The organism is Mycobacterium sp. NGS33 (assembly GCF_059812885.1).
This window is the reverse complement of sequence record NZ_JCALDN010000003.1, coordinates 407,409-432,055: the sequence shown is the minus strand read 5'-3', so window position 1 is coordinate 432,055 and position 24,647 is coordinate 407,409. Positions and strand designations below refer to the sequence as shown.

22 protein-coding genes are annotated in these 24,647 nt (G+C 67.6%); 6 read left to right on the top strand and 16 right to left on the bottom strand.

What is annotated here, in order from left to right; translation table 11 throughout:
* Positions 1-36 precede the first annotated feature (36 nt).
* Complete coding sequence (locus AC5Y5B_RS09575) at positions 37-645, top strand: YqgE/AlgH family protein (RefSeq protein WP_112632448.1); 609 nt, start codon at positions 37-39, stop codon at positions 643-645.
* Between the two features lie 22 nt (positions 646-667).
* On the opposite strand, the gene AC5Y5B_RS09570 is transcribed toward AC5Y5B_RS09575, so the two are convergent.
* Together AC5Y5B_RS09570 and AC5Y5B_RS09565 are read right to left on the bottom strand one after the other, a co-directional pair.
* Positions 668-1,009, bottom strand: coding sequence for a hypothetical protein (locus AC5Y5B_RS09570; protein ID WP_112632449.1), 342 nt, complete (start codon positions 1,007-1,009; stop codon positions 668-670).
* Positions 1,010-1,056: 47 nt separating this feature from the next.
* Positions 1,057-2,223 carry an LpqN/LpqT family lipoprotein gene (locus AC5Y5B_RS09565; RefSeq protein ID WP_500005225.1) on the bottom strand — a complete coding sequence of 389 codons (1,167 nt, stop codon included), beginning with the start codon at positions 2,221-2,223 and terminating at the stop codon, positions 1,057-1,059.
* Positions 2,224-2,407: 184 nt separating this feature from the next.
* Between AC5Y5B_RS09565 and leuS the strand changes: the two genes are divergently transcribed.
* Positions 2,408-5,317 carry a leucine--tRNA ligase gene (leuS, locus tag AC5Y5B_RS09560; protein ID WP_112632450.1) on the top strand — a complete coding sequence of 970 codons (2,910 nt, stop codon included), beginning with the start codon at positions 2,408-2,410 and terminating at the stop codon, positions 5,315-5,317.
* Here the strand turns inward: leuS and AC5Y5B_RS09555 are convergent.
* From AC5Y5B_RS09555 to AC5Y5B_RS09490, 14 genes are all read right to left on the bottom strand, one after another.
* Complete coding sequence (locus tag AC5Y5B_RS09555; protein ID WP_112632451.1) at positions 5,314-5,985, bottom strand: SDR family oxidoreductase; 672 nt, start codon at positions 5,983-5,985, stop codon at positions 5,314-5,316. The genes leuS and AC5Y5B_RS09555 overlap by 4 nt on opposite strands.
* A 59-nt stretch (positions 5,986-6,044) precedes the next feature.
* On the bottom strand, positions 6,045-6,548 hold the full coding sequence (locus AC5Y5B_RS09550; protein WP_066861711.1) for a MarR family winged helix-turn-helix transcriptional regulator: 504 nt from the start codon (positions 6,546-6,548) through the stop codon (positions 6,045-6,047).
* A 65-nt stretch (positions 6,549-6,613) separates the two neighbouring features.
* Positions 6,614-7,363: an amino acid ABC transporter ATP-binding protein gene (locus AC5Y5B_RS09545; protein ID WP_112632452.1), complete on the bottom strand. Its 750-nt coding sequence runs from the start codon at positions 7,361-7,363 to the stop codon at positions 6,614-6,616.
* The gene (locus tag AC5Y5B_RS09540) at positions 7,360-9,174 is read right to left on the bottom strand and encodes an ABC transporter substrate-binding protein/permease (protein ID WP_112632528.1); all 1,815 of its coding nucleotides are present in this window, start codon (positions 9,172-9,174) and stop codon (positions 7,360-7,362) included. Before AC5Y5B_RS09540 ends, AC5Y5B_RS09545 begins: the two co-directional genes overlap by 4 nt.
* A 49-nt stretch (positions 9,175-9,223) precedes the next feature.
* Positions 9,224-9,964, bottom strand: coding sequence for a GntR family transcriptional regulator (locus AC5Y5B_RS09535; protein ID WP_500005224.1), 741 nt, complete (start codon positions 9,962-9,964; stop codon positions 9,224-9,226).
* Positions 9,965-10,087: 123 nt separating this feature from the next.
* Positions 10,088-10,900 (bottom strand): LLM class F420-dependent oxidoreductase, encoded by an 813-nt coding sequence (locus AC5Y5B_RS09530; RefSeq protein WP_112632454.1) that lies wholly within the window; start codon positions 10,898-10,900, stop codon positions 10,088-10,090.
* A gap of 15 nt (positions 10,901-10,915) precedes the next feature.
* Positions 10,916-11,857 carry an Rv0045c family esterase gene (locus AC5Y5B_RS09525; RefSeq protein ID WP_112632455.1) on the bottom strand — a complete coding sequence of 314 codons (942 nt, stop codon included), beginning with the start codon at positions 11,855-11,857 and terminating at the stop codon, positions 10,916-10,918.
* Positions 11,858-13,066 carry a DUF1214 domain-containing protein gene (locus AC5Y5B_RS09520; RefSeq protein ID WP_500005223.1) on the bottom strand — a complete coding sequence of 403 codons (1,209 nt, stop codon included), beginning with the start codon at positions 13,064-13,066 and terminating at the stop codon, positions 11,858-11,860.
* A gap of 2 nt (positions 13,067-13,068) precedes the next feature.
* Positions 13,069-13,872, bottom strand: coding sequence for a sugar phosphate isomerase/epimerase family protein (locus AC5Y5B_RS09515; protein ID WP_112632457.1), 804 nt, complete (start codon positions 13,870-13,872; stop codon positions 13,069-13,071).
* Between the two features lies 1 nt (position 13,873).
* Positions 13,874-15,043 carry a sulfotransferase family protein gene (locus tag AC5Y5B_RS09510; protein WP_500005222.1) on the bottom strand — a complete coding sequence of 390 codons (1,170 nt, stop codon included), beginning with the start codon at positions 15,041-15,043 and terminating at the stop codon, positions 13,874-13,876.
* Entirely contained in the window at positions 15,040-16,167 is a 1,128-nt protein-coding gene (locus tag AC5Y5B_RS09505; protein WP_112632459.1) for an LLM class flavin-dependent oxidoreductase, read from the bottom strand. Before AC5Y5B_RS09505 ends, AC5Y5B_RS09510 begins: the two co-directional genes overlap by 4 nt.
* A 142-nt stretch (positions 16,168-16,309) precedes the next feature.
* Positions 16,310-17,416, bottom strand: coding sequence for an inositol-3-phosphate synthase (locus AC5Y5B_RS09500; RefSeq protein ID WP_112632460.1), 1,107 nt, complete (start codon positions 17,414-17,416; stop codon positions 16,310-16,312).
* 56 nt (positions 17,417-17,472) lie between these two features.
* Positions 17,473-18,015, bottom strand: a complete 543-nt coding sequence (locus tag AC5Y5B_RS09495; protein ID WP_066861963.1) for a PadR family transcriptional regulator — start codon at positions 18,013-18,015, stop codon at positions 17,473-17,475.
* 156 nt (positions 18,016-18,171) lie between these two features.
* Positions 18,172-19,050 carry a DUF1707 SHOCT-like domain-containing protein gene (locus AC5Y5B_RS09490; protein WP_500005221.1) on the bottom strand — a complete coding sequence of 293 codons (879 nt, stop codon included), beginning with the start codon at positions 19,048-19,050 and terminating at the stop codon, positions 18,172-18,174.
* A 121-nt stretch (positions 19,051-19,171) separates the two neighbouring features.
* Between AC5Y5B_RS09490 and AC5Y5B_RS09485 the strand changes: the two genes are divergently transcribed.
* Genes AC5Y5B_RS09485 through AC5Y5B_RS09470 form a run of 4 tightly spaced genes read left to right on the top strand, consistent with a single transcriptional unit; the run spans position 19,172 to position 24,614 of the window.
* Complete coding sequence (locus AC5Y5B_RS09485; RefSeq protein ID WP_165821773.1) at positions 19,172-19,606, top strand: DUF5318 family protein; 435 nt, start codon at positions 19,172-19,174, stop codon at positions 19,604-19,606.
* Positions 19,599-22,271 (top strand): transglycosylase domain-containing protein, encoded by a 2,673-nt coding sequence (locus AC5Y5B_RS09480; protein ID WP_500005220.1) that lies wholly within the window; start codon positions 19,599-19,601, stop codon positions 22,269-22,271. Before AC5Y5B_RS09485 ends, AC5Y5B_RS09480 begins: the two co-directional genes overlap by 8 nt.
* Positions 22,268-23,920 carry a glycosyltransferase family 87 protein gene (locus AC5Y5B_RS09475; protein WP_112632462.1) on the top strand — a complete coding sequence of 551 codons (1,653 nt, stop codon included), beginning with the start codon at positions 22,268-22,270 and terminating at the stop codon, positions 23,918-23,920. Before AC5Y5B_RS09480 ends, AC5Y5B_RS09475 begins: the two co-directional genes overlap by 4 nt.
* Positions 23,921-23,972: 52 nt before the next feature.
* The gene (locus AC5Y5B_RS09470; protein WP_112632463.1) at positions 23,973-24,614 is read left to right on the top strand and encodes a DJ-1/PfpI family protein; all 642 of its coding nucleotides are present in this window, start codon (positions 23,973-23,975) and stop codon (positions 24,612-24,614) included.
* Positions 24,615-24,647 lie beyond the last annotated feature (33 nt).

The following is a 24,647-nucleotide window of genomic DNA, read 5'->3' as shown; positions in this document are numbered from 1 at the left end:
TGCCCTGGGCCACGATGCACCGGATGCGATGATGGTGTGGTGCCCCCGCAGGACGATCCAGAGGACTACGTAGCACCCGCCGCGCAACGGGTGCGCGCGGGCACCTTGCTGCTCGCCAACACCGATCTTCTCGAACCGACGTTTCGGCGCAGCGTGATCTACATCGTCGAACACAACGACGGAGGCACGCTCGGTGTCGTGCTCAACCGCTCCAGCGAAACCGCGGTCTACAACGTGTTGCCGCAGTGGACCAAGCTGTCGGCCAAGCCGAAGACGATGTTCATCGGAGGACCGGTGAAGCGTGACGCCGCGCTGTGTCTGGCGACGCTGCGCGTCGGCGCCGATCCCCACGACGTGCCGGGCTTGCGGCACGTGGACGGCCGAGTGGTCATGGTTGATTTGGACGCCGACCCCGACCTGATCGCGCCGTTGGTCGAAGGGGTGCGGATCTTCGCGGGCTACTCGGGCTGGACCATCGGTCAGCTCGAAGGCGAAATCGAACGCGACGACTGGATTGTGTTGTCCGCCTTGCCATCCGACGTCCTGGTCGGACCGAGGTCGGACCTGTGGGGCCAGGTCCTGCGCCGCCAGCCGCTGCCGCTGTCGCTGCTCGCCACCCACCCCATCGACATCAGCCGCAACTAGGGGCTCTCCCCCAGGTTTCGGGTCAGGGGCACGATTGCGTGCAGCCCGCGCAGCTGCCGGCACAGGCGGGCGCCGCCGCTTCCTGACGCAGCGCGAAGCGTGCGCTCTGCCAGGAGCCCGCGGCCAGCGTTCCCAGCGCGCCCATCACACACACGATGAGCACCACCAGCGCGGTGTCCGGGACGGCGGCCATGGCGACCGCGCCGCCGGCGGCCAACATCACCGCGGCCGCCAACTGGGTCGGCGCCATCGCGCGCAGCGCCAACGCAGTGGCACCGACATTGTGATTGTGCGCCAGCGACCAGGTGCCGAACCCCGCCGAGGCCACCGCCGCACACATGCACAGCACGCCCGCAATCAGCATGGGGTCACAATACGAGCCGGGTGACCGGCCCGCGAACCCGGCCGTCGTCAGTGCTGCAGGAACGAGAAGTTCGGCAGCGGGGGCAGGCCCGGCACCATGGCCAACAGGCTGGGGGCGTGCTGCTGGGTCTGCGCGGGCAGCCCGACCGGCGCCGCCGGCGCGGTCTGGGCGAGCGGTACCAGCGGAGTCGCGCCGGGTGCCGGGGCAACCGGAACCACGGGAGCGGCAACCGGCGCCGGGGCAACCGGAACCACGGGAGCAGCAACCGGCGCCGGGGCGATCGGTGCCACCGGAGCAGCAACCGGCGCCGGGGCGATCGGGGCGGCCACGGGCGCCTGGGCCGGCAATCCCACCGGCGAGGCGGCGGGCGCCTGGGCCGGAGCCGGCGTGGTCGCCCCCGGGGCGCTGACCCGGAAGCCGTTGATGATGGCGTCGGTGGCCGGTGCGTCGGCGACGCTGACCGCACGATCCGTGGTCACGGCCAGCGACACGAGGTACTTGTCGTGTCCCGACGTCGCGATGACGTGGCGGCGCGACGTGTTGAGCGTCAAGTCACCGTCGCGGTAGGTGCCCTCGACGATCGACGACGGGAAGCCGCCGAAATCGGCCATCGCTGCGTTGGTGGGCTGCCACGCCGGAAGCTTCTGGCTGTCGACGTAACCGTGGGTGATGGCCTCCTTCGGATCGAAGGCGCCGACCAGCTTGTACACCACGACCTGCGCGTTTGACGAATAGATACTGCTGCCCTGCCGGTCGGCGATCACCGCGAACGCGTCCGGCACGTTGGGATCGGGCACCTGCGTCCAGCGCGCCGGCACGGGCAAGGTGATGTCGAGCGCCTTGAAGCCCTGCGGCTTCTGCGGCTCGAACTTCACGCCCTTCGACTGCAGGAATTCGCGGATCGTTCCGGACGTCGCGGGAGCCGGAACCGGCGCCGCCGGGGTGACCGCCGCGGGCACCGTCGTCCCAGGCGTCGCGGCGGTGGCCGGCGGGGTGATCTGGTTGCCGGCCGGCGGGGCCGCGAGGTACCTGCTCGGCGGCACCAGCTCGGGCCCAAGGTTCTGCGGTGCCGGCGCGGGAACCGCGGGGACGGGCGCCGGTGCTGGAGGCAACGGGTCAGCCGATGCCGTGCCGCCCGCAACAACCGACAGGCCCATCAGGCCAGCGACCATACCGCCGAGGAGTGCCCGGTGGACGGGGACGATCTCAATCATCTGCGTCGGTCCTTCCAATGGCTCAGTACCAGAAGCCGTCGATAGGGGCTGACTGTAACTAGAGGTCAAAGGCGGTGAATAGGCTCGAAATACACCTGGGATGAACCTCTGATCGCCGCGCAACGGAACCGAGACCAACCTGTGGCCGGCGAACTCGCCGTGTCGGCCCTTATACCCTGTTCAGGTGACCGACTCCCCGACCACGTCGCCGGCGAGCAGCCCCGGCGCCGCTACGCCCGACTCCGACGCGCCGCCATATCGCTACACCGCGGCGCTGGCGGGTCGTATCGAGGGCGCGTGGCAGGAGAACTGGGCGAAGCTCGGCACCTTCAACGTGCCCAACCCGGTCGGTTCGCTGGCCCCGGAAGACGGGTCGCCGGTTCCGGACGACAAGTTGTTCGTACAGGACATGTTCCCCTACCCGTCAGGGGAGGGTCTGCACGTCGGCCACCCGCTCGGTTACATCGCGACGGATGTCTACGCCCGCTATTTCCGGATGACCGGCCGTAACGTGTTGCACGCGTTGGGGTTCGACGCCTTCGGGCTGCCGGCCGAGCAGTACGCGGTGCAGACGGGGACCCACCCGCGCACCCGGACCGAGGCCAACGTGGTGAACTTCCGGCGCCAGCTGGGACGCCTGGGTCTCGGCCACGACAGCAGACGCAGCTTCTCCACCACCGATGTCGAGTTCTACAAGTGGACTCAGTGGATCTTCCTGCAGATCTACAACGCCTGGTTCGACACCGCCGCCAACAAGGCCCGCCCCATCGCGGAGCTGATCGCCGAATTCGATTCCGGCGTCCGCGGCCTCGAGGACGGCCGGGACTGGGCAGGGCTGTCGGCGGGGGAGCGGGCCGACGTGATCGACGGCCACCGGCTGGTCTACCGGGCCGACTCGATGGTGAATTGGTGTCCCGGTCTGGGCACCGTGCTGGCCAACGAAGAGGTCACCGCCGACGGCCGCAGCGACCGCGGCAACTTCCCGGTGTTCCGGAAACGGTTGCGGCAGTGGATGATGCGAATCACCGCCTACTCCGATCGGCTGCTCGACGACCTCGAGGTGCTGGATTGGCCGGAGCCGGTCAAGACCATGCAGCGCAACTGGATCGGCCGGTCCACCGGGGCCAAAGCGCTGTTCGCGGCGACCAAGTCCAATGGCGAGGCGGTCGATATCGAGGTGTTCACCACCCGGCCCGACACGCTGTTCGGCGCCACCTATTTGGTGCTGGCCCCGGAGCACGACCTGGTCGACGAGCTGGTCGCCGCCTCCTGGCCGGAAGGCACCGACCCACGCTGGACGTATGGGGCCGCGACACCCGCAGCTGCCGTCGCCGCGTACCGGCAGGCGATCGCGTCGAAGTCCGACCTCGAGCGCCAGGAGAGCAAGGCGAAGACCGGCGTCTTCTTGGGCAGTTACGCCGCCAACCCCACCAACGGGAAACCGGTGCCGATCTTCATCGCCGACTACGTGTTGGCCGGGTACGGAACCGGGGCCATCATGGCGGTTCCCGGCCACGACCAGCGTGACTGGGACTTCGCCCACGAGTTCGGCCTGCCGGTCGTGGAAGTGATTGCCGGCGGCGATATTTCGGAGGCCGCCTATGCCGGCGACGGGGTGCTGGTCAACTCCGGCTACCTCGACGGGCTGGATGTGGCCGCGGCCAAGGAGAAGATCACCGCCCGCCTGGAAGCCGAGGGACGCGGCCGGGCGCGCGTCGAATTCAAGTTGCGCGACTGGCTTTTCGCGCGCCAGCGGTACTGGGGTGAACCGTTCCCCATCGTCTACGACACCGACGGGCGTGCGCATGCACTCGACGAGGCGGCACTGCCGGTCGAGCTGCCCGACGTGCCGGATTACTCGCCCGTGCTCTTCGATCCCGATGACGCCGACAGCGAGCCCTCGCCGCCGCTGGCCAAGGCCACCGACTGGGTGCACGTCGAACTGGATCTGGGTGACGGCCTCAAGCCCTATCACCGGGACACCAACGTGATGCCGCAGTGGGCCGGCAGCTCCTGGTACGAACTGCGCTACACCGATCCGCACAACTCGGAACGGTTCGCCGCCTTGGAAAACGAGGCCTATTGGATGGGTCCACGCCCGGCTGAGCATGGGCCGCGGGACCCGGGCGGGGTGGACCTGTACGTCGGCGGCGCCGAACATGCCGTGCTGCACCTGCTGTATGCGCGCTTCTGGCACAAGGTCTTATACGACCTGGGCCACGTCAGCTCACGGGAGCCCTACCGCCGGCTGGTCAACCAGGGCTACATCCAGGCCTTCGCCTACACCGACGCGCGCGGGTCGTACGTGCCGGCCGAAGAAGTGGTCGAGCGGGACGGCCGATTCTTCTGGCCGGGGCCCGGGGGAGAGGTCGAAGTCTTCCAGGAGTTCGGCAAAATCGGTAAGAGCCTGAAGAATTCGATCTCACCCGACGAGATCTGCGACGACTACGGCGCCGACACCCTGCGGGTCTACGAGATGTCGATGGGGCCGCTGGAGGCCTCCCGCCCCTGGGCCACCAAGGACGTCGTCGGAGCCCACCGCTTCCTGCAGCGCGTGTGGCGGTTGGTCATCGACGAGCAGACCGGTGACACCCGCGTGGTCGACGGGCCCGCCCAGGAGCTGGCCGCCGGCACGCTGCGAGCGCTGCATCGCACCATCGCCGGGGTCGCGGAAGACTATGCGGCACTGCGGAATAACACCGCTGCGGCCAAACTGATCGAATACACCAACCACCTCACCAAGGAGCACCGCGACGCGGTGCCCCGCGCGGCGGTCGAGCCGCTGGTGTTGATGCTGGCCCCGCTGGCCCCGCATATGGCCGAGGAGCTGTGGCTGCGGCTAGGCCACGAGACCCCGCTGGCGCACGGTCCGTTCCCGGTTGCCGATCCCGCTTACCTGGTCGAGGACACGGTGGAGTACCCGGTGCAGGTGAACGGCAAGGTCCGCGGACGAGTGGTGGTGGCCGCCGATGCCGATCAGGACACGCTGAAGGCTGCAGCCCTCGCCGATGAAAAAGTTCAGGCGTTCTTGGCGGGAGCCAACCCGCGCAAGGTGATCGTGGTCCCCGGCCGGCTGGTCAACCTGGTCGTCTAGCGCCCGGTGGGTCGCAGCACCAGCTCGTGGACGTGGCCATCGGGCGGGGTGGTCACCGCATGGGCGACCGCTGCCGCGACGGTTTCGGGCTTCAAGAAGTTGGCGGGGTCATAGGTGCCGCCCTCGAACTCGACGAGTTCGCGCTGCATGTCGCTGTCGGTGCGACCCGGATAGATCGTCGTCACCCGCAGCTCCGGTTCGTCGCCGCGTAGCGAGTCCGCGAAGGCGCGCAGCGCGAACTTGCTGGCCGAATAGGAAGCCATGCCCCGCGACGCGTTGCGCCCAGCGCCGGAGTTGATGAACACCACCTGGCCGCGGGCCCGGCGCAGCGCGGGCAGCAGCGCCAGCGTAAGTTCGACCGGCCCAAAGACGTTCACGGCGAAGGTGGCCCGCCACTCGTCGATGTCCGAGTCGGCGACGCTGCCGGGTATGGCCAATCCCGCGTTGTGCACCAGCACGTCGAGCTCGTCCACGACTTCGCAGGCGGCCTCGATGTCGCCGGAGTCGGTGAGGTCCAGCGGAAATGTGGTGGCGCCGAGCCGCTCTGCGACCGCGTCGAGCCGATCGGATGGCCGGCCGGCCAGTAGCAGGGTGTGGGTGGGGGCCAGCGCCGCGGCGATGGCCGAACCGATACCGCCGCCGGCGCCGGTGATGAGTGCATTGGGCATGCCCGGCAGTTTACCCACAGCGTGGAGCGCGGGCTAAAGCTGTTGCAGCAGCGGCCTTTTCAGGCTTCCTTCCGCGCGGGCGGCACCCCCGCGGGTCCGGACGTCGGATCACCGGAGGCCAGCCGTTCCAGGGGCGCCAGCGCCTGCATCAGGGTGTTGAGGTCCGACGTCGGCAGCTGGCTCAGCATCGCGGCCAGGGAAGCGCGGCGATTGGCCAGCGACTCACCGTGCACGGCCCGCCCCCGCGGCGTGATGTCCACGAGCACCGCACGAAGATCGGACGGGTCGCGGGACCGCTTGACCAGTCCGATCTTTTCGAGACGGCGGATCGCGACGGTCGTGGTGGGGGTGCGCACCCGTTCGTGTGCGGCGAGATCGGTCATCCGGATCGGGCCCTGGTCGAGCAAGGTGACCAGGATCGACAATTGCGCCAGGGTCAGCTCCCCGGCCGCCGCACCGCTGGGGTCGCCCCGGCGCAGAATCGCAAACAATTTGGACAGCGCTCGGTGCAAACCCTCGGCGAGCTCGGCTACCTCGGCCGGGTTCGTTTCGCTGTCCGCCATAAATCGGGAGTCTATCCCGATATGAGGTGCTTACAAGGGAGCTATTGCCCACCAGTTGTTGCAGATCAAAGGACTTGGGACAAAAACCGCTGCAGCCGTTGGGTCTCGGCCGCATCGAATATCTGCTCGGGAGGCCCCGATTCCACAACCTTGCCGTGATCCATAAACACGACGGCGTCGGACGCCGACCGTGCGAATCCCATTTCGTGGGTTACCACAACCATTGTCATGCCGTCGGCGCCGAGATCGGCAATGAGTTGCAGTATTCCCTTGACCATTTCGGGATCCAGCGCGGAGGTTGCCTCGTCGAAAAACATCACCTGTGGTGCCATCGCCAACGCGCGCGCGATCGCGACCCGCTGTTGTTGACCACCCGACAGCATGCCGGGGCGGGCAGCGGCCTTGTGTTTCAGGCCAACTCGGTCCAGCTGTGCCATCGCCAGGTCGCGGGCCTCGTCCGCGGGCAGCCGGCGTAACTTGCGCGGCGCCATCACCACGTTGTCCAGGACGCTGCGGTGCGGGAACAGGTTGAAATGCTGGAACACCATGCCGATCCGCTGGCGGAGCTCGTTGGGATCGTCGCGCAGCACCGATCTGCCGTCCAGCAGAATGTCGCCGCTGTCAGGCTCATACAGGCGGTTCAGCGTGCGCAGCAGGGTCGACTTGCCCGAGCCGGACGGCCCGATGATCGCCACGGTGCTGCCGGCGGGTGCCTCGATGTCGACACCGCGCAGCACCTTGCTCCCGCCCAGAGTTTGGTGAACCTCTTTGGCCGCCAGCGAGACTGACGCACGCCGGTGAATGGCGGAGGTCACGTGATCTCCTGGCCGAACGTCGTCGCGAGCATGTCGGCCTCGTCGTCGGGCGCGGCGGCGCGCCGGCCGCGACGGAGCCGGGTGTCGATGTAATTGACCAAATGCGTGAGCGGAATGGTCAATAGCAGGTAAAAGAGGCCGGCTGCCACCAACGGCGAAAGGCTGCCGGTTTGGGCGTTGAGGTCCCGTCCCACTTGGAACAGTTCTCGCTGGTCGGCGATCAGGCCCAGGAAGTACACCAGCGCGGACGCCTTCAGCAGGCCGATGGCCTGATTGACCAGGGCGGGCAAAACGCGTCGGATCCCCTGCGGCACCACCACCAGCCGCATCGCGGTGACATAGCTGAAGCCCAGTGCCCGGGACGCTTCCAGTTGTCCGGGGTCGACGCTTTGAATTCCCGAGCGCAGGATCTCGCCGATGTAGGCGGCGGCCATCAATCCGAGTGCGGCGATGCCGAGCGGGTACGGGTTCTTATTGGTCAGGCCGCTCACCAGTGGGCCGACCCCCATCCCGATGAGCAGGATGATCACCACCTCGGGCAGGCCTCGGAAGATGTCGGTGTACACCCGAGCGGGCCAGCGCAGCCAGCGCCGGTGCGAGATTCCGGCCATTGCCAGCACCATGCCGAGCGCCAGGCCGATCACGAGGGCGCTGTTGGTCAGGATCAGCGTGTTGGGCAACCCGGTGGCGAACAACATCGGGATGGCTTGTCGGTACATGTCCCAGTCGAAGAAGGAATCACTCAGCTGGGCCAATGCTGATTTCGGCGCGGGCGGCCCCGCCGGTGACCGGTGCTGTTTCGCGATCGCGGCGAAGTCCGGCAACCTGGGCATGGGCGCGGCTTTGGAACCGGGTTTCCAGCCGGGCGGCAGCGACCTTGGCACCCACTGGCTGTACAGGTGCGCCCAGGTGCCGTCGGCGATGACGGCGTCCAGCCCGGAATTGAGTGCGTCGATCAACGGCTTGTTGCCCTGCGCGACCGCATACGCCACGAAATTGCCTGGGCTGTAGGTGTTCGCGGCGACCACCGCCGGATCACCGGGGCGAATGACGGTCGCCGCCAGGGTGCCCGGCGCCACCCACGCATCGATCTGGCGGGTCTTGAGGCTGGCGTACAGGGTGGCGAAGCCCGGGTACTTCACCGGTTGCAGGTGCAAGACGTCGACGACGTAGGACTCCTCGACGGTTCCTTGCACGACGCCGATGCGCTGGCCGGCCGCGAGGTCGCTGAATTTGTGGATGGCCGAACCTGGCGGTACCACCAGCGAATAGAAGCCGAAGTCGTAGCCGTTGGTGAACGACACCGTGCGCCGGCGGGCGTCGGTGGCTTTCACCGCCGCCGAACCGACGTCGAAGCGCCGCGACGCCACCTGGGCCAGCAGCGCGGAGAAGTCGGTGCTCACGAAGCGGACCTGCAGACCCAGCTTGTCGGCGATGGCGCGCAGCAATTGGTTGTCGAAGCCGCTGAATTCGCCGGTGGGGTTGATGCAGATGTTGGGCGGGGCGTCCGACAGCGTGCCGACCGTCAGCACTCCGGGCACCCCCAGGCCCAGGGCGCCGGGGTCGACCGCGCCGAGCGGCTCGACCGACGCCGTCGTGTCGCGGTCGTCCTCACCGGTGGTCGGGTTGTCCGTCACGTCCTTGGGCAGGGTCCGCGCGCTGTCCACCCCGGCCGGCGCGCATTGATTCCAGTCCGCGGCCGCGGGCGCCATCGGCCCGCCCAGCGCGAGGCCGCAGACCATGAGGACTGTCGCGGCCAGGGCGGAGGCCCTTCCGCGGCGCTTGGTGTGCCGGCCCACGCGCAAACTCATCAGTGTCACCGTAACGACTGAACGGCGACGCGGCCCGGTCAGCGTCGATTCACAGCACCAGCGATGGTTCGCCGCAGATCGTGCTGGCGTCGGCGATGACCTGCAGCGCGCCGGGAACCACCCGGCTGACGTCGTCGGGCGGGGTGAAGACCCGCCGCCGGAACAATTCGGCAAGCATGGTCTGGGCCATCAGATAGGAGCGGTCGACGCACGCCGTCCGCGCGGCGTCGGGGTCGCGACGGTGTATCGCCGCGGTCTCGTCCTCGTAGAACGGCAGCATCTCGTCGCGGCCGCCCTGATAGGTCGTCCAGAACAGCCGGGGGATGAGGTTCTGCGAGGCGCGAATCGTGGCGTGCAGGCGCGGTCCGGCGTACTCGTCGTTGACGGTGCGCCGATATTCGGCCGCGAGGTCGGTGAAGACGCGTGAATCCTTGGCGGTGCGCAGCGAACGCAGGAGCGAATCCAGCTGTCCGAGGATCCGCGGCGTCGGATTCGTGGCCGCGCGAGCGGAGGCAATCCCATTGAGCAGTCCGTCGAGCTCATGATGCTCGAGGACGGTGGCTTCATCGAACCGCTCGACGAAGGCGCCCCGGTGGTAACGGGTCGACACGATGCCGTCGTGTTCGAGTTGGACCAGCGCCTCTTGAATGGGCACCCGGCTGACTCCCAAACCCAGCGCAATTTCGTTGCGGTCGACGCGGTCCCCACTGCGCAGCTTTCCGGTCAACAACAGGTGGAGGATGTGCGAAACAACCAGGTCCTTTTCTTTGACCCCGTATTTCTTCGGCATCTTTTTGTTTGAGTCTCTTTCACACCGGGTTCGGCCATCTAGCGGTGAGAGTTTCTCATGAATTGACGCGCGTGTTTCGGTGTTTGGGCGGATGAACCTGAGTCGAATGTGGCGCGCGCGGTTTTAACGGGTATTGCGCCACTTGCACAGTGCTTCGGCGGAGGTCAGGTCGTAGTCCGGACCATTGACGCCGACGGTCAGCAGCGTGACGCCCAGAGCGGCCAGGCCTTCGGCGTTGGCGAGCAAGCCGTCGAGGCCCTCGCCGCGGCGCACACCGCTGTTGTCCTCGACACCGGCCGACCGCTCGATGGTGGACGGGTCACGCCCCACGGCCGCGCAATGTTCTTCCAGCACGGCGGCGGCGGCCGGATAGGTGTCGACGGTGGTGAAGCCGTGCCAGATGTCACCGTATTCGGCGACCATCCGCAGGGTCTTTCGCGGGCCCTTGCCCCCGATGAGGATCGGGATGTGACGGGTGGGAGCGGGGTTCAGTTTGGTCAGCCGACTTTGGATCCGGGGCAATGCGGTCGCCAGGTCATCCAGGCGGCTGCCCGCGGTGCCGAATTCGTAGCCGTACTCGTCGTAGTCCTTTTGTTTCCAACCCGATCCGATGCCGAGGATGAGGCGGCCGTCGGAAATGTGGTCGACGGTGCGGGCCATATCGGCCAGCAACTCCGGATTCCGATAGGAGTTGCAGGTCACCAGCGCACCGACCTGAATGTGCGACGTCTGCTCGGCCCAGGCGGCGAGCATCGTCCAGCATTCGAAATGCGCGCCGTCGGGGTCGCCGTAGAGCGGGAAGAAGTGGTCCCAGTTGAAGGCGATGTCGACGCCGATGTCCTCGCAGCGGCGCACCGCGTCGCGGATCTGGGCGTACTGCGGAGCGTGTTGCGGCTGTAGCTGGACACCGATGCGGATCGGGAACTCGGAGGTCATGGCACCACCGTAGGCTCAGCGCCCGTCGAGCACCCCGCGCAGGATGTCGATCAGCGCGCGGGGCTGGTCACTTTGCACGGAGTGTCCCGAATTCTGTACGACGTGCGCCGACCGGAAATGCCTTGCGCGACGGCCCAGCTCGGCCGCGTCCTCGTCGTTGACGAATCCCGACGAGCCGCCGCGCACCAGGGTCACGGGCGCGGCCAAGGCGTCGACGTCGTCCCACAGGCCGGCGAAGTCGGGGAAGGTGCGGATGGCGTCGTAGCGCCACGTCCAGTTGCCGTTCTCCAGCTTGCGCGAGTTGTGGAACACCCCGCGGCGCAGGGCCTTCACCTCGCGGTGCGGCGCGGCGGCGACCGTGAGGTCGAGCATGGCCTGAAAGCTGGGGAACTCACGTTCCCCGTGCATCAGCGCCACGGTGCCCTGCTGCTCCTTGGTCATCTCGGAATGCCGTTGCAGCGCCGACGGCGTGACGTCGATCAGCACGAGCTCATCGACCAGCTCGGGCGCCACCGCGCCCACCCGGATCGCGGTCAACCCGCCCAGCGACATGCTGACGACCAGGTCCGCGGACGCGGCGTGCTCGCGCAGGATCGGCACCAGGGCGTCGGCATTGCGCTGCGGTGAATAGTCACCGTCCTCGCGCCAGGCGGAATGGCCGTGGCCGGGAAGGTCGACCGCCAGCGCGGGCTCGCCAAGGCCGACGACGATGGTGTCCCACGTGTGTGCGTTCTGACCGCCACCGTGCAGGAACACGATGCGCGGCGCGGTGCTGCCCCAGCGCAGCGCGCTGATCTTGGCCTCGCCCGTGCCGGACTCGACCCGCTCGCCGTCGGGCAGTGGGCCCGAGACCCCGGCCTGCTCGGCATTTTCGGACAGCAGCGCGAATTCGGAAAGCCCGGCCAGTTCGTCTTCGGAGATCTCGGTCACGATCTTTGACCCTAGACCCGCCACCATCTACAGGACATGACGGCGGCGAATGCCGTGAAAGCGTTCCCACATCGCGGCGGCGCGCTCCGACGCGCTCACCATGGCGGTGTCTGCGGGCAGCGCGTCGAGAAGGTCGTCGTGCGCGACCACCCGGGTGCCCAGCACGGCGGGTTCGCCCTCGAGCATGTGGCGATAGGTCAGGTTGCCGCGTTCGAAGCCCTGGGTGTCCAGCCAGTTGTGCACGCCGGGATCACGGTGAGCCATGACCAGACGGATCCGGCCGTCGCGGTCGACCGTGGTGCGGCTCGGCGTGTAGCTCACCGGGCGGTACAGATAGTCCATGCTGTTGAAGAAGACGCCCATGTTGGTGAACATCCATAGCCCGTCGTGGGCGTCGAATTCGACGATCAGCGCCTCGTCGCTCGCCAGCTCCCAATACATGTTGGCGGCGGCACGCCCGCGCTTGCCGTCGGCGTCGCTCGCTCCGACGCGCGGGAACGTGTTCGGGTGCTCGGCGTCGACGCCGCCGTAGTTGAAGGGGTATTCGGGCCAGTCGGACATCAGGCCGGTCACGAAATCACCGGCCCAGCCCATCGCCTCGACCATGTCGGCGGGGGTGGGCAAGGGCTTGGGGGAGTCCATGTCGATGCGTTCGATGCGCAGCTGCGCCGGAGATTCATCCCAGCGGTCAAAACCCTGCCGGATGAACAGCTTTCGCGACTCGAGCGTGGTGGGCAACCAGTTCGGCGCGCGCTGGGGGCCCCCGATGTAGAGCTCGAATTGACCGTCGTTGCCGATGTCGAGCTGATGGCCGAGCAGATTGGTCTGCGGGGTGTCGCCGAACGGTTCGTGCAACACGCCCGGCCCGGCTGCGCGCCGGCCTTGGACGGTGACGTTGAAAAAGCGCGAGGTGCCGCGGGTGCCGGTGAGCCGGTAGGTCGAGTGCCCGTCGATCCAGGCTTGTTGATAGGTGAAGTCGGCGCAGTCCCCGCCGAGTTTGCGGGTGGGACCGCAAAAGGCGTGTAGCACCGGGTATCTGGTGTTGCGGGTTTCGAGGGCCAGATCGAAGGCCTGGCCGAGGTTCTGGGTGAGGAAGCGGTAGGCGTCGACGCGCTGCAGCGCGGCCGCGGGGTTGGCGTCTTTGAAGACGCGTTCACCCGCGCGCTGCAGCCGGGCGCAGAAGTCGGTCCATGCCGATTGCAGCGCCGCGTCGTCGGATCCGTCGCCGAAACCCATTGTCAGGCACCCAATCTGTGCAGCATCGTGCCCACGACGTCGCACGCGCGTCGCGCGGCGCGCAAGCGGCCCTCGGCTTCGATGCGGGGACCAATCAGTTCGAGGTCGAATCCATGCGCGTAGCCGCCGGCCAGCGCCTGGGCGACGAACGCTTCGAGCGGAATAGCGCCGTCGCCGGGCACCGCGCGACCCGGGAGCGCGCGGTCGCCCAGCACATAGTCGCTGAGCTGAATGAGCTCGGTTCGTGGCAATGCCCGCCGCACCATCGCTTCGAAATCGCCCTCCGCCCAGCAGTGGAACAGCTCGATGCAGACGCCGAGCCCGCTCATCTCGGCCAGTGCGATGGTATCGCGCAGGGTGTGGGCGAGATGGATGTCGGCGTAGAGGCTGGACGCGTTCTCGATCGCCAGCGCCACACCCGCCCGCTGCGCGTGCTCCACGCAGGGCGCGATCATGGCGCAGAAGCGATCGGCCGCCTGCGGCCACGTCAGCGCGCCCCGACCGCCCGTGAGCAGGTAGACCACGCGCGCGCCCACCGTCGCCGCGGCGTCGATGACCGACAGCAGCGCGTCCCGCGCCGCCTGCGGGTCGGCGTCGAGCCGGCCGCCGCCGAAGGTGTGGCATACGGCCTCGACGGTGTAGTCGTTGCGCTGCAGGAGCTTTGGGAAGGCCGGATCGAGCACCTGGCTGTCTAGGATGCTCAGTCGCGAGACCCCCAGCGCCGTCCAGTGGTTCTCGAGCGCGGTCAGCGGCTCGCCGTAGAAGGTGACGTTGTGCACCGACAGCCGTTTGTGCGCAGCCGCCACGTCAGCCTCGGTTCTCGATCTCGACGCCGAATCGCTCACGGAAGGGCCGGAATTCGGCGTGCAGCGCATCGAGGTCTTCGCCGATGTCGGTCAGCAACTGCGTGGAGTAGCGGAATTTGCCGTAGCGGTCGCCGCGGTTGTTGGCAAGGTAGTCGCGCATGGCGGATTCGGCTTCGGGCGTGACTTCGCGGCCGGCGAAGGCGTAATACCGCCGGACCGTCGCCACCTGATCGGCGATGAAATCGGTGTAGCGGACGTGCAGAATGCGTGGGTCATCGACCAGGGGGTTGCGCATGGTGTTGGCGACGCTGGCGCGGGTGAGCTCCAGATGCATCTTCGCCAAGGCGTGCAGGTCGACGGGACCGACCATGCCCTCGGCGATGTCGGCCATCATCATGGTGCGCGACGCGGCGACCTGAACCGGGTCGCGGTGCAACCAGACGAGGGTGGCGTCGGGATAGGTGTCGAACGTCTCCTGGAGGCGGAATCCGTGGAAACCCTTGAGCACCCAGTACTTTCGTGGGCGGCCGTATTGCATCTGTTGCAGCATGGCCTTGTGTAATCGGTATTGTGCGGCCGGGTCGGTGGCCAGACCGCCGACCAGCGACTGCATCGGCACGCGCCACCAGGCGGTGGGGGTCATCACCCGAAAGTCGAACGCCCAGGTGCGTTCGTCTTCGGGCAGGCCGTCGCCCAGCATGTCGTTGTAGGGGTGGCTGTGCAGCCATTTCGGCATCTTGGCGTTGATCTCCCGCCAGTCGGCGTCGGCGCGCGCGCGGCGGTCGTCATCGGGCGCGGCTAGACCCGGCGGCGGGGACGGGTACATCACCTCCCAGAACCGCAGCGCCCGGGCGTGCGGGTCCACCGACATCAGGGCATGCATAAGCGTTGTCCCCGAACGGGGTTCGCCGATGACGAACATCGGCGACTCGATCACTTCGGCGCCGATCGGGTAGCGGTTGCGGTCCTCGATCAGTTCCAACCGTGACGTCAGCAGCCAGCGACACACCTGCGCGGCTTCGAAACGTCCGTCGGCGTCCAAGCCGAGACTGTTCAGGTGGTCGACGGCGACGGCGAAACGCTCCGGCAAGGTGGGATCGCCGTAGTCGCGCAGCCCGGTATCCGCCTCGGCGGCGGCGAGCATCTCCGCGGCGTCCAAACGTGGTGTCACGCCGGACCTCCGCATAGCCGCACCAGTTCATCCTCGGCCGCCAGGACGTTCGCGGTCGAAGCCTGCGCGTATCTCAATCCGGCCATGGCGCCGTAGTCGAGTATTTTCGGTACGCGCAGGCCGGCGTCCACATAGGTCTTGACGATCTTGGCGACCTGTTTGGGTGTGCCATGGGGTACGACGGCCAGCACCATCTCGGGCCGCACGTTGTCCAGGAATTCCACGATCCGCTCTCGGGTCAGTACGGCGGGGTCGATATCCTGGAATCCCCGCCAGCTGTCGCCCATGGGGTGTTCAAAGCCGAAGTCGTGCAACGTTTTTGCGGACACCTGCAGTAGAAAGGCCTTGACGAGCGGTGCCTGCAGGATCTCGGCGAGGGCGTCGTCGTCCGCACCGATCAGGCAAACCTGGATGAAGCAGGGGGTGATCGCCAGCGGATCGCGGTCGGCGCGCTCGGCGGATTTTCGCACCGCGGCCAGCATCTGGGCGTAGTGCTCGGGGGTCCACGCACCCGCCGGCCACCACCCGTCGGCATACCGGCCCGCGATGTCGAGCATCCGCGGGCCGCTGGCGCCGATCCAGATCGGAGGTATGCGGCCCGCATAGGGTTCGGTGTCCAATCGGGCATGGTGCAGCGTGTAGAACTGGCCCGCGAAGTCGACCGGGCCGTCGCTGCTCCACAGCAGCCGGATCACCGCTAGCGCTTCCTCGAATCGGCTGACCGAACGCGAAAAGTCGAAGCCGTAGGGCAGCGTGTTCTCACTCTCGCCGCTGCCCAGTCCGAGGATGAAGCGGCCCTTGGCGAGGTGATCGATGGTCAGCGCCGTCTGCGCGAGCATGGCGGGATGACGGCGCACCGTGTCGACGACGGCGCTGACCAACGGGACCCGTTCGGTCAGCACGGCGGCCGCGGCCGCCACCGCGAGCCCGTCGAGGTGGCGGTGCGGCGAGGGGGAAGCCGTCGCCAGTTCGGTGAACTCGGGCGTCCAGATCGAGTCGGGCCAGAAGCTGACCATGTGATCGGGCAGCCAGATCGAGTGGTACCGGCCGCTGTCGAGGTCCGCGAGGCGGGACAGTTCGAGGGGAAGCGTGGTGCGGAGGAACGCCGCGGGTTGAACGGTCATCGAGACATGATGCTAAGCAGCTGCACAGCATCGTGTCGATGGTTTGGCCCCTAACGGCCGCGAGCGTAACGCGGTGGCGGATTCTCGAGGTGAAAATCGCCGTGGCGTTACGCTCGCGACACGGGTGGTGCGCCGAAGGGCCTTAGCCCGAAATGATGAATTCTTCGAGCTGAGCGCGCGCGATGTCGTCGGGCAGCTGCTTGGGCGGGCTCTTCATCAGGTACGCCGACGCCGGGATCACCGGGCCGCCGATGCCGCGGTCCTTGGCGATCTTGGCCGCGCGCACCGCGTCGATGATGACGCCCGCGGAGTTCGGCGAGTCCCAGACCTCGAGCTTGTACTCCAGGTTCAGCGGCACATCACCGAAGGCGCGGCCCTCGAGCCGCACGTAGGCCCACTTGCGGTCGTCGAGCCAGCCGACGTGATCGGACGGGCCGATGTGCACGTCTTTGGTCTTGAACTCGCGCTGCAGGTTGGAGGTCACGGCCTGCGTCTTGGAGATCTTCTTGGACTCCAGCCGCTCACGCTCGAGCATGTTGAGGAAGTCCATGTTGCCGCCGACGTTGAGCTGCATGGTGCGGTCGAGCTGCACGCCGCGGTCCTCGAACAGCTTGGCCATCACGCGGTGGGTGATGGTGGCGCCGACCTGGCTCTTGATGTCGTCGCCGACGATCGGGACACCGGCGTCGGCGAACTTCTTGGCCCACACCGGGTCGGAGGCGATGAACACGGGCAGCGCGTTGACGAAAGCCACGCCCGCGTCGATGGCGCACTGGGCGTAGAACTTGTCGGCCTCTTCGGAGCCCACCGGCAGGTAGGACACCAACACGTCCACGTTGGCCTCGCGCAGCGCCTGCACCACATCGACGGGCTCGACGTCGGACACCTCGATGGTGTCGGCGTAGTACTTGCCGATGCCGTCGAGCGTCGGACCGCGCTGCACCGTCACGTTGGTGGGCGGCACGTCGGCGATCTTGATGGTGTTGTTCTCCGACGCGAAGATCGCCTCGGACAGGTCGAAGCCGACCTTCTTGGCGTCCACGTCGAACGCGGCGACGAACTTCACGTCGCGGACGTGGTACTGGCCGAACTTCACGTGCATCAAGCCGGGCACGGTGCTGTTCGCGTCGGCGTCGTAGTAGTACTGCACGCCCTGAACCAGCGAAGACGCGCAGTTACCGACGCCGACAATGGCGACTCGTACCTCCGACTGCGCCTCTGCCGCCTTCGGCGGTTGGTTCTCACTCATATGGGCGTTCTCCTAACCTCTAACCTCTGACTGGGATGCTGGGTTCGTGCAGGGGTTTACGTTTGCTCGGAGAGGCCGGGCATAGCCCGCTCCGCAGCAATGAGCTCGTTGAGCCACTTGACTTCGCGCTCACTGGACTCGAGCCCCAATTGATGAAGCTGACGGGTGTAGCGGTCGAACGAGCTACTGGCCCGCGCAACGGCTTCACGCAGACCTTCCCGCCGTTCCTCGACCTGACGGCGGCGGCCCTCCAGAATGCGCATGCGCGCCTCTGCCGGAGTCCGGTTGAAGAAGGCCAGGTGTACCCCGAAGCCGTCGTCGGTGTAGTTGTGGGGACCGGTGTCGGCCACCAGCTCACCGAAGCGCCGGCGGCCTTCGTCGGTCAGCTGGTAGACCCGCCGGGCCCGCCGGACCGGCGTCCCGGCCGGCGCTGCGTCCTCGGCGATCAACCCGTCTGCCTGCATGCGACGCAGGGCCGGGTAGAGCGAACCGTACGAAAACGCCCGGAACGCACCGAGTAAACCGGTCAGCCGTTTGCGCAACTCGTAGCCGTGCATCGGCGATTCGATCAGCAGACCCAGGATGGCGAGCTCTAGCAACCGAATCACCTCCCTGAAAGTTTTGCGTGGCTGGTTACGACGGTTCGACGCCTCGCGCAATCGTATCGTCTCGATATATTAGCCACAACACCACCGGCTGTTGGTTTGTCGTTCGTCACAAAGCAGGGGTGATGAAATGCGCCGGGGGACCCGTCTTTACGTGGGCAGACTCATCTGCTTGACGGTCCCGTCACCCGTGAACGAGATGTAGCCGCCGCCGTAATCGCTGGAGACATACAGCGACAGGGAGAGGGCCCCCGGTGTGGTCGGGTCGGTCGCCGGCTCGACGATCAGGTACGTGGTTTTCACGTCGGAGGGCTTCATCCGCAGCGTCTGCGGGGCGCCGCGCATGATGGCGACCGTCTTCGTGACGTCGAATTTGCTCAGGTCGACCGGGGCGGGACCGTCCGAGGAGCTCCTGGCCGAGCTGGACGGATCGCCCCAGCCGCCGCGGTAGGTGTAGGCCAGCACCCGGCGGTCGTCGGCGGGGTCCGGCCGGTCCAACGCGGCGTAGGTCGGGTAGATCACCAACCGGTAGCCGATGGTGTCCCCGAATCGTGTGCGCATCTGCTCGAGCAGCCCGGTCAGTCCGCCAACCGACTGCAGCTGCGTGGGCGGCGTCAACACCACGGCGCTGACTCCGTCGGGTTTGGCTCCCGGGTCGGTCGTGAAGTCCAGCGGCGAGCGCGTGTTGCCGTATAGGCCCCACCCGATCCCCACGCCGAGTAGTACCGACACCACGAAGGCGGCGGCCGGCCCTGCCCACCCGCTTACCCGCGGCACCTTGGGCCGTGAGTCAAGGGCTGGCAGCTGCCGCCCCGAGTTGCTTTGCAGGTCGTTCACCAGGGCATGCAAGTCGCCCAATGTGACCGCCTTGGTGGCCGCGCTGATCCTCTCCCGGTGTTCCTCCGCGGAGAGCTCGCCGTCGGCCAGGGCGGCGTCGAGGACCGTGCAGGTGTCCTGGCGGTCGGTGTCCTTGGCGCGGGTAGTCGTGGTCACCCCGCCGGCCAGCGGTGCCCCGAGCCATTTCGCCACGGGGATGATCGTAGAAGTCCGGTGTCGGTTTGGCGCAGAAATCACCGTCGATCGCCCGGCACGGACCGCCACGGTTTCGGTTGCGTATCACCGCTCGGGATGGCGACGTACTCTGGTGGGCGTGCGACTGCAGCGACAAGTGGTGGATTACGCGCTTCGGCGGCGCTCACTGCTGGCCGAGGTGTACTCCGGCCGCACCGGTGTGTCCGAGGTGTGCGACGCGAACCCGTATCTGCTGCGCGCCGCCAAGTTTCACGGGAAACCGAGCCAGGTCGTGTGCCCCATCTGCCGCAAGGAGCAGCTGACACTGGTGTCGTGGGTGTTCGGCGAACACCTGGGTGCGGTGTCGGGCTCGGCCCGCACGGCCGAAGAATTGGTGATGCTGGCAACCCGGTTCGAGGAGTTCGCGGTCCACGTGGTGGAGGTGTGCCGGACCTGCAGCTGGAATCATCTCGTGAAGTCCTACGTGCTCGGCGCGGCGCGCACGGCACCTCCGCCCAGGGGGACCGGCCGCACGCGGACGGCGCGCAACAACGCCCGCACGGCCATTGAATAACGAAGGACGCCACAGCCAGTCGTCCGGTGACCAACGTGGGCCAGCGACTGAGCATGTAGGCAATCAGAGCCCCAACGAGCGTCCGGACCCTAACCGTCCGGACGCCGGTCCGCCGGATCCTGCGCGCCCGAGCGCCCCGCCCGGCTCCAACCGTCGCCGTCAGGCACCGCCCGACGACCGACTGACCACGATCCTGCCGGCCGTGCACGACGACCGGGCGCCTCGACGTTCCGATCCCATCGAAGAAGTCAAGGCGGCGCTGGCAGGCCCGCCCTCCACGCCCTTGCGGCGCGACGCGCTCGACGAGGTGAAGGCCGCGCTGGACAGCCGGGGGCCGACCTCGGGCCGGCAAGAGCGGGCAAGCCTCGGCGGTGGTCCGCCCGCCGGACCGCCCCCGCCGCCGCGCCGTCCCGGCGGCCCGGGTGGACCCGGCGGTCCCGGCGGCCGGCCCCTCCCGCCATGGCGAGACTGGACCTGGACCGACCAGATCAACTGGCTGTGGGTGCGGCGCGCCGCCTATTTGTGCGCGGCGGTACTGGTGCTCTTGCCGATCGTCACGTTCGCGATGGCTTACTTCATCGTCGACATTCCCAAGCCGGGTGACCTTCGCACCAACCAGGTGTCGACCATCCTGGCCAGCGACGGCTCGGAGATCGCCAAAATCATTCCGCCCGAAGGCAATCGGGTCGACGTCAACATCAGCCAAGTTCCGGTGCATGTGCGCCAGGCGGTGATCGCCGCCGAGGACCGCAACTTCTACTCGAATCCTGGTTTCGATTTCGCCGGTTTCGTGCGCGCGGTGAACAACAACCTCTTCGGCAGCGGCGACCTGCAGGGCGGGTCGACCATCACCCAGCAGTACGTGAAGAACGCGCTGGTGGGCTCGGCCCAGCACGGCGTCAGCGGCCTGATGCGCAAGGCCAAGGAATTGGTCATCGCCACCAAGATGTCGGGGGAGTGGTCGAAAGACGATGTCCTGCAGGCCTATCTGAACATCATCTACTTCGGCCGGGGCGCGTACGGAATTTCGGCCGCCGCCAAGGCCTACTTCAACAAGCCCGTCGAACAGTTGACGGTCTCCGAGGGCGCGCTGCTGGCGGCGCTCATCCGGCGGCCGTCGACGCTGGACCCGGCGGTCGATGCTCAGGGCGCCCGCGCCCGTTGGGCGTGGGTGCTCGACGGCATGGTGGAGACCAAGGCGCTGTCGCCCAATGACCGTTCCGCGCAGGTATTCCCACCGACCGTGCCACCGGATCAGGCGCGGGCGCAGAACCAGACGACCGGGCCCAACGGGCTGATCGAGCGTCAGGTGACCAAAGAGCTCATGGAACTGTTCAACATCGACGAGCGGACCCTGAACACCCAGGGTCTGCAGGTCACCACCACCATCGATCCAAAGGCCCAGCAGGCCGCGGAGAAGGCGGTGTCGAAGTACCTCGACGGCCAGGATCCCGATATGCGCTCGGCCGCGGTCTCGGTCGACCCGCACGACGGCGCCATCCGCGCCTACTTCGGCGGCACCGACGCCAACGGGTTCGACTTCGCTCAGGCCGGGCTGCAGACCGGGTCGTCGTTCAAGGTGTTCGCGCTGGTGGCCGCGCTCGAGCAGGGCATCGGGCTGGGTTATCAGGTCGACAGCTCCCCATTGACGGTCGATGGCATCAAGATCACCAACGTGGAGGGTGAAAGCTGCGGCACTTGCAACCTCGCCCAGGCGCTCAAGATGTCGCTGAACACCTCTTACTACCGGTTGATGCTCAAGCTCAAAGGCGGACCGCAGGCCGTCGCCGACGCCGCGCACCAAGCCGGCGTCGCGACCAGCTTCCCCGGCGTGGCCCACACCCTCTCCGAGGATGGCAAGGGCGGACCACCGAACAACGGAATCGTGCTGGGCCAGTATCAAACCCGGGTGTTCGACATGGCCTCTGCCTACGCCACGCTCGCGGCCTCCGGCGTCTATCACCGCCCGCACTTCGTGCAGAAGGTCGTCAACTCCGACGGCCAGGTCCTCTTCGACGCCGCCAACTCAGACGACAAGAACGAGCAGCGCATCCCCAAGGCCGTCGCCGACAACGTCACCGCGGCCATGGTGCCGATCGCCGCCTATTCCCGCGGCCACGCCCTGGCCGGGGGCAGGCCGTCGGCCGCCAAGACCGGCACCACCCAGCTCGGTGACACCACCTCGAACAAGGACGCCTGGATGGTCGGCTACACGCCGTCGCTGTCGACCGCGGTGTGGGTGGGCACGGCCAAGGGCGACAGCCCGCTGGTAACGGCCTCGGGCGCACCGGTTTACGGATCGGGGCTGCCATCGGATATCTGGAAGGCGACGATGGACGGCGCCCTCCAGGGCACCTCCAACGAGTCCTTCCCCAAGCCGACCGAGATCGGCGGTTACGCGGGTGTGCCCGTCGCGCCGCCCCCGCCCCCGCCGCCATCGGAGACCGTCATCCAGCCCACCATCGAAGTGGCGCCCGGCATCACCATCCCCGTCGGGCCGCCCACCACGATCACGGTGGCGCCACCGGCACCCGGCGGCGGCCCGCCGGGTGGTCCCGAGCCGGGCGGTCCGGCGGGGGGTCCGTTTGGTGGCCCGCCGGGTGGTGGCCCGCCGGGTGGTGGCGTCCCGCCGGGTGGACCCCAAGCACCGCCACCGCCGCCGTGACCGACGCCGGGGAGCACGGCGCCACCACTTCACCGCAGCGGCTGGCCGCGGATCTGCGGAGCGCCGACAACCGAGATTGCCCGAGCCGCAACGACTTCCTGGGCGCCGCACTCGCCGACGTCGTGGGTGGCCCGGTGGGCTGGCATGCGCTGATCGGTCGCTCCCGGCTGATGACCCCGCTGCGGGTGATGTTCCTGATCGCGCTGGTCTTCCTGGCGTTGGGGTGGTCGACCAAGGCGGCGTGCCTGCAAAGCACCGGCACCGGAACCGCCGATCAGCGGGTGGCCAACTGGGACAACCAACGCGCCTACTACGAGCTGTGTTACTCCGACACCGTGCCGCTGTACGGTGCAGAGTTGTTGAGCCAGGGCAAGTTTCCGTACAAGTCGAGCTGGGTCGAGACCGATTCCACTGGCGCCCAACAGATCCGGTACGACGGCCAGCCCGCGGTGCGCTACATGGAGTATCCGGTGCTGACCGGGATCTATCAGTACGTATCGATGGCGCTGGCCAAGACCTACACCGCGCTGAGCAAGCTCGCGCCGCTGCCCGTGGTCGCCGAAGTGGTGATGTTCTTCAACGTCGCCGCCTTCGGGCTGGCGCTGGCCTGGCTGGCCACCGTCTGGGCGAGCGCTGGCCTGGCGGGGCGACGGATCTGGGATGCCGCACTGGTGGCGGGTTCGCCCATTTTGATTTTTCAGATCTTCACCAATTTCGACGCGCTGGCAACGGCATTCGCGATGGCCGGCCTGCTGGCCTGGGCGCGACGAAAGCCGATGCTGGCGGGCGTGCTGATCGGACTAGGTGCCGCGGCGAAGCTGTACCCGTTGCTGTTCCTGGGCCCGATGCTGCTGCTGGGAATCCGGACCGGGCGGCTGCGCGCGTGGGTCCGCACCGCCGTGGCGACCATAGTGACCTGGCTGGTGGTGAACCTGCCGGTGCTGGTGTTCTTTCCGCGCGGGTGGTCGGAGTTCTTCCGGCTCAACACGCGGCGCGGCGACGACATGGACTCGCTGTACAACGTCATCAAGTCGTTCACCGGATGGCGGGGCTTCGACCCCAAACTCGGATTCTGGCAGCCGCCGACGGTGCTCAACACCGTTGTCGCCGCGCTGTTCCTGGCGTGTTGTGTGGCAATTGCCTTCGTCGCGTTGACCGCCCCGCAGCGGCCACGGGTGACGCAGCTGGTGTTTTTGGTGGTCGCGGCGTTCCTGCTGACCAACAAGGTATGGAGCCCCCAGTTCTCGCTGTGGCTGGTGCCGCTGGCGGTGCTCGCCTTGCCCCACCGCCGGCTGCTGCTGGCGTGGATGACCATCGATGCGCTGGTCTGGGTGCCGCGGATGTATTACCTGTACGGCAACCCCAACCGCTCCCTGCCCGAACAGTTCTTCACCACCACCGTGCTGCTACGCGATATCGCGGTGATCATGTTGTGCGCCTTGGTGATTCGTCAGATCTACCGGCCCGGTGAGGACTTGGTGCGTTGGGGCGGACGGGTCGACGATCCCGCGGGCGGACCGTTTGACCGCGCACCGGACGCCCCGCCCGGTTGGTTGCCCGACTGGCTGCGGCCCGCGGGGTTGCGCCGCGCGGCCGCACCGGCCGAGCGGGCTGACGAGCAGGCCCCAGTGACAAGCGGCGCGCCATGATCCGCGCCGATGACGACGATCCCGGCGTAGCCGGGATGGGAGGAATGGCGCCATGATCCAGGTCGCCATCCCGCTCTTTCCGCGATTCACCGCGCTCGACGCGGTGGGGCCATACGAAGTGCTGCAACGCATCCCGTCCATCGACGTCGTGTTCGTCGGGCACCACCGCGGTGAGGTACGCACGGAGAACGGGATGCTCGGTGTCAGCTGCGACGCCACCTTCGACGACGTGGACGCGCCCGACGTGGTGGTATTCCCCGGCGGCATCGGCACCCGACAGCTGATCCACGACGAGACGATCCGGGCGTGGCTGCAGGCGGTACACCCCCACACCCGGTTCACCACCTCGGTGTGCACCGGGGCCCTGCTGCTGGCGGCGGCCGGACTGCTCGACGGGCTCACGGCCACCACGCACTGGCGGGCCGCCGACCTCCTCAACGGTTTGGGCGCCCGGTACGTGCCGCACCGGGTCATCGAGCACCTGCCGCAGCGGATCATCACCGCCGCGGGTGTGTCCAGCGGCATCGACATGGCGCTACGTCTGGTGGAACTGCTCGTCGATCGCGAGGCCGCGCAGGCCGCTCAGCTGCTCATCGAATATGACCCGCAGCCGCCGTTCGATTCGGGCGCGCTCGCCAAGGCCGACGCCGCGACCGTGGCCAGGGCCGACGAATATCTGGCCGCCCGCCAATAGCGAGGTTGCCCGACCGCCCGGATTTTTCTGGTC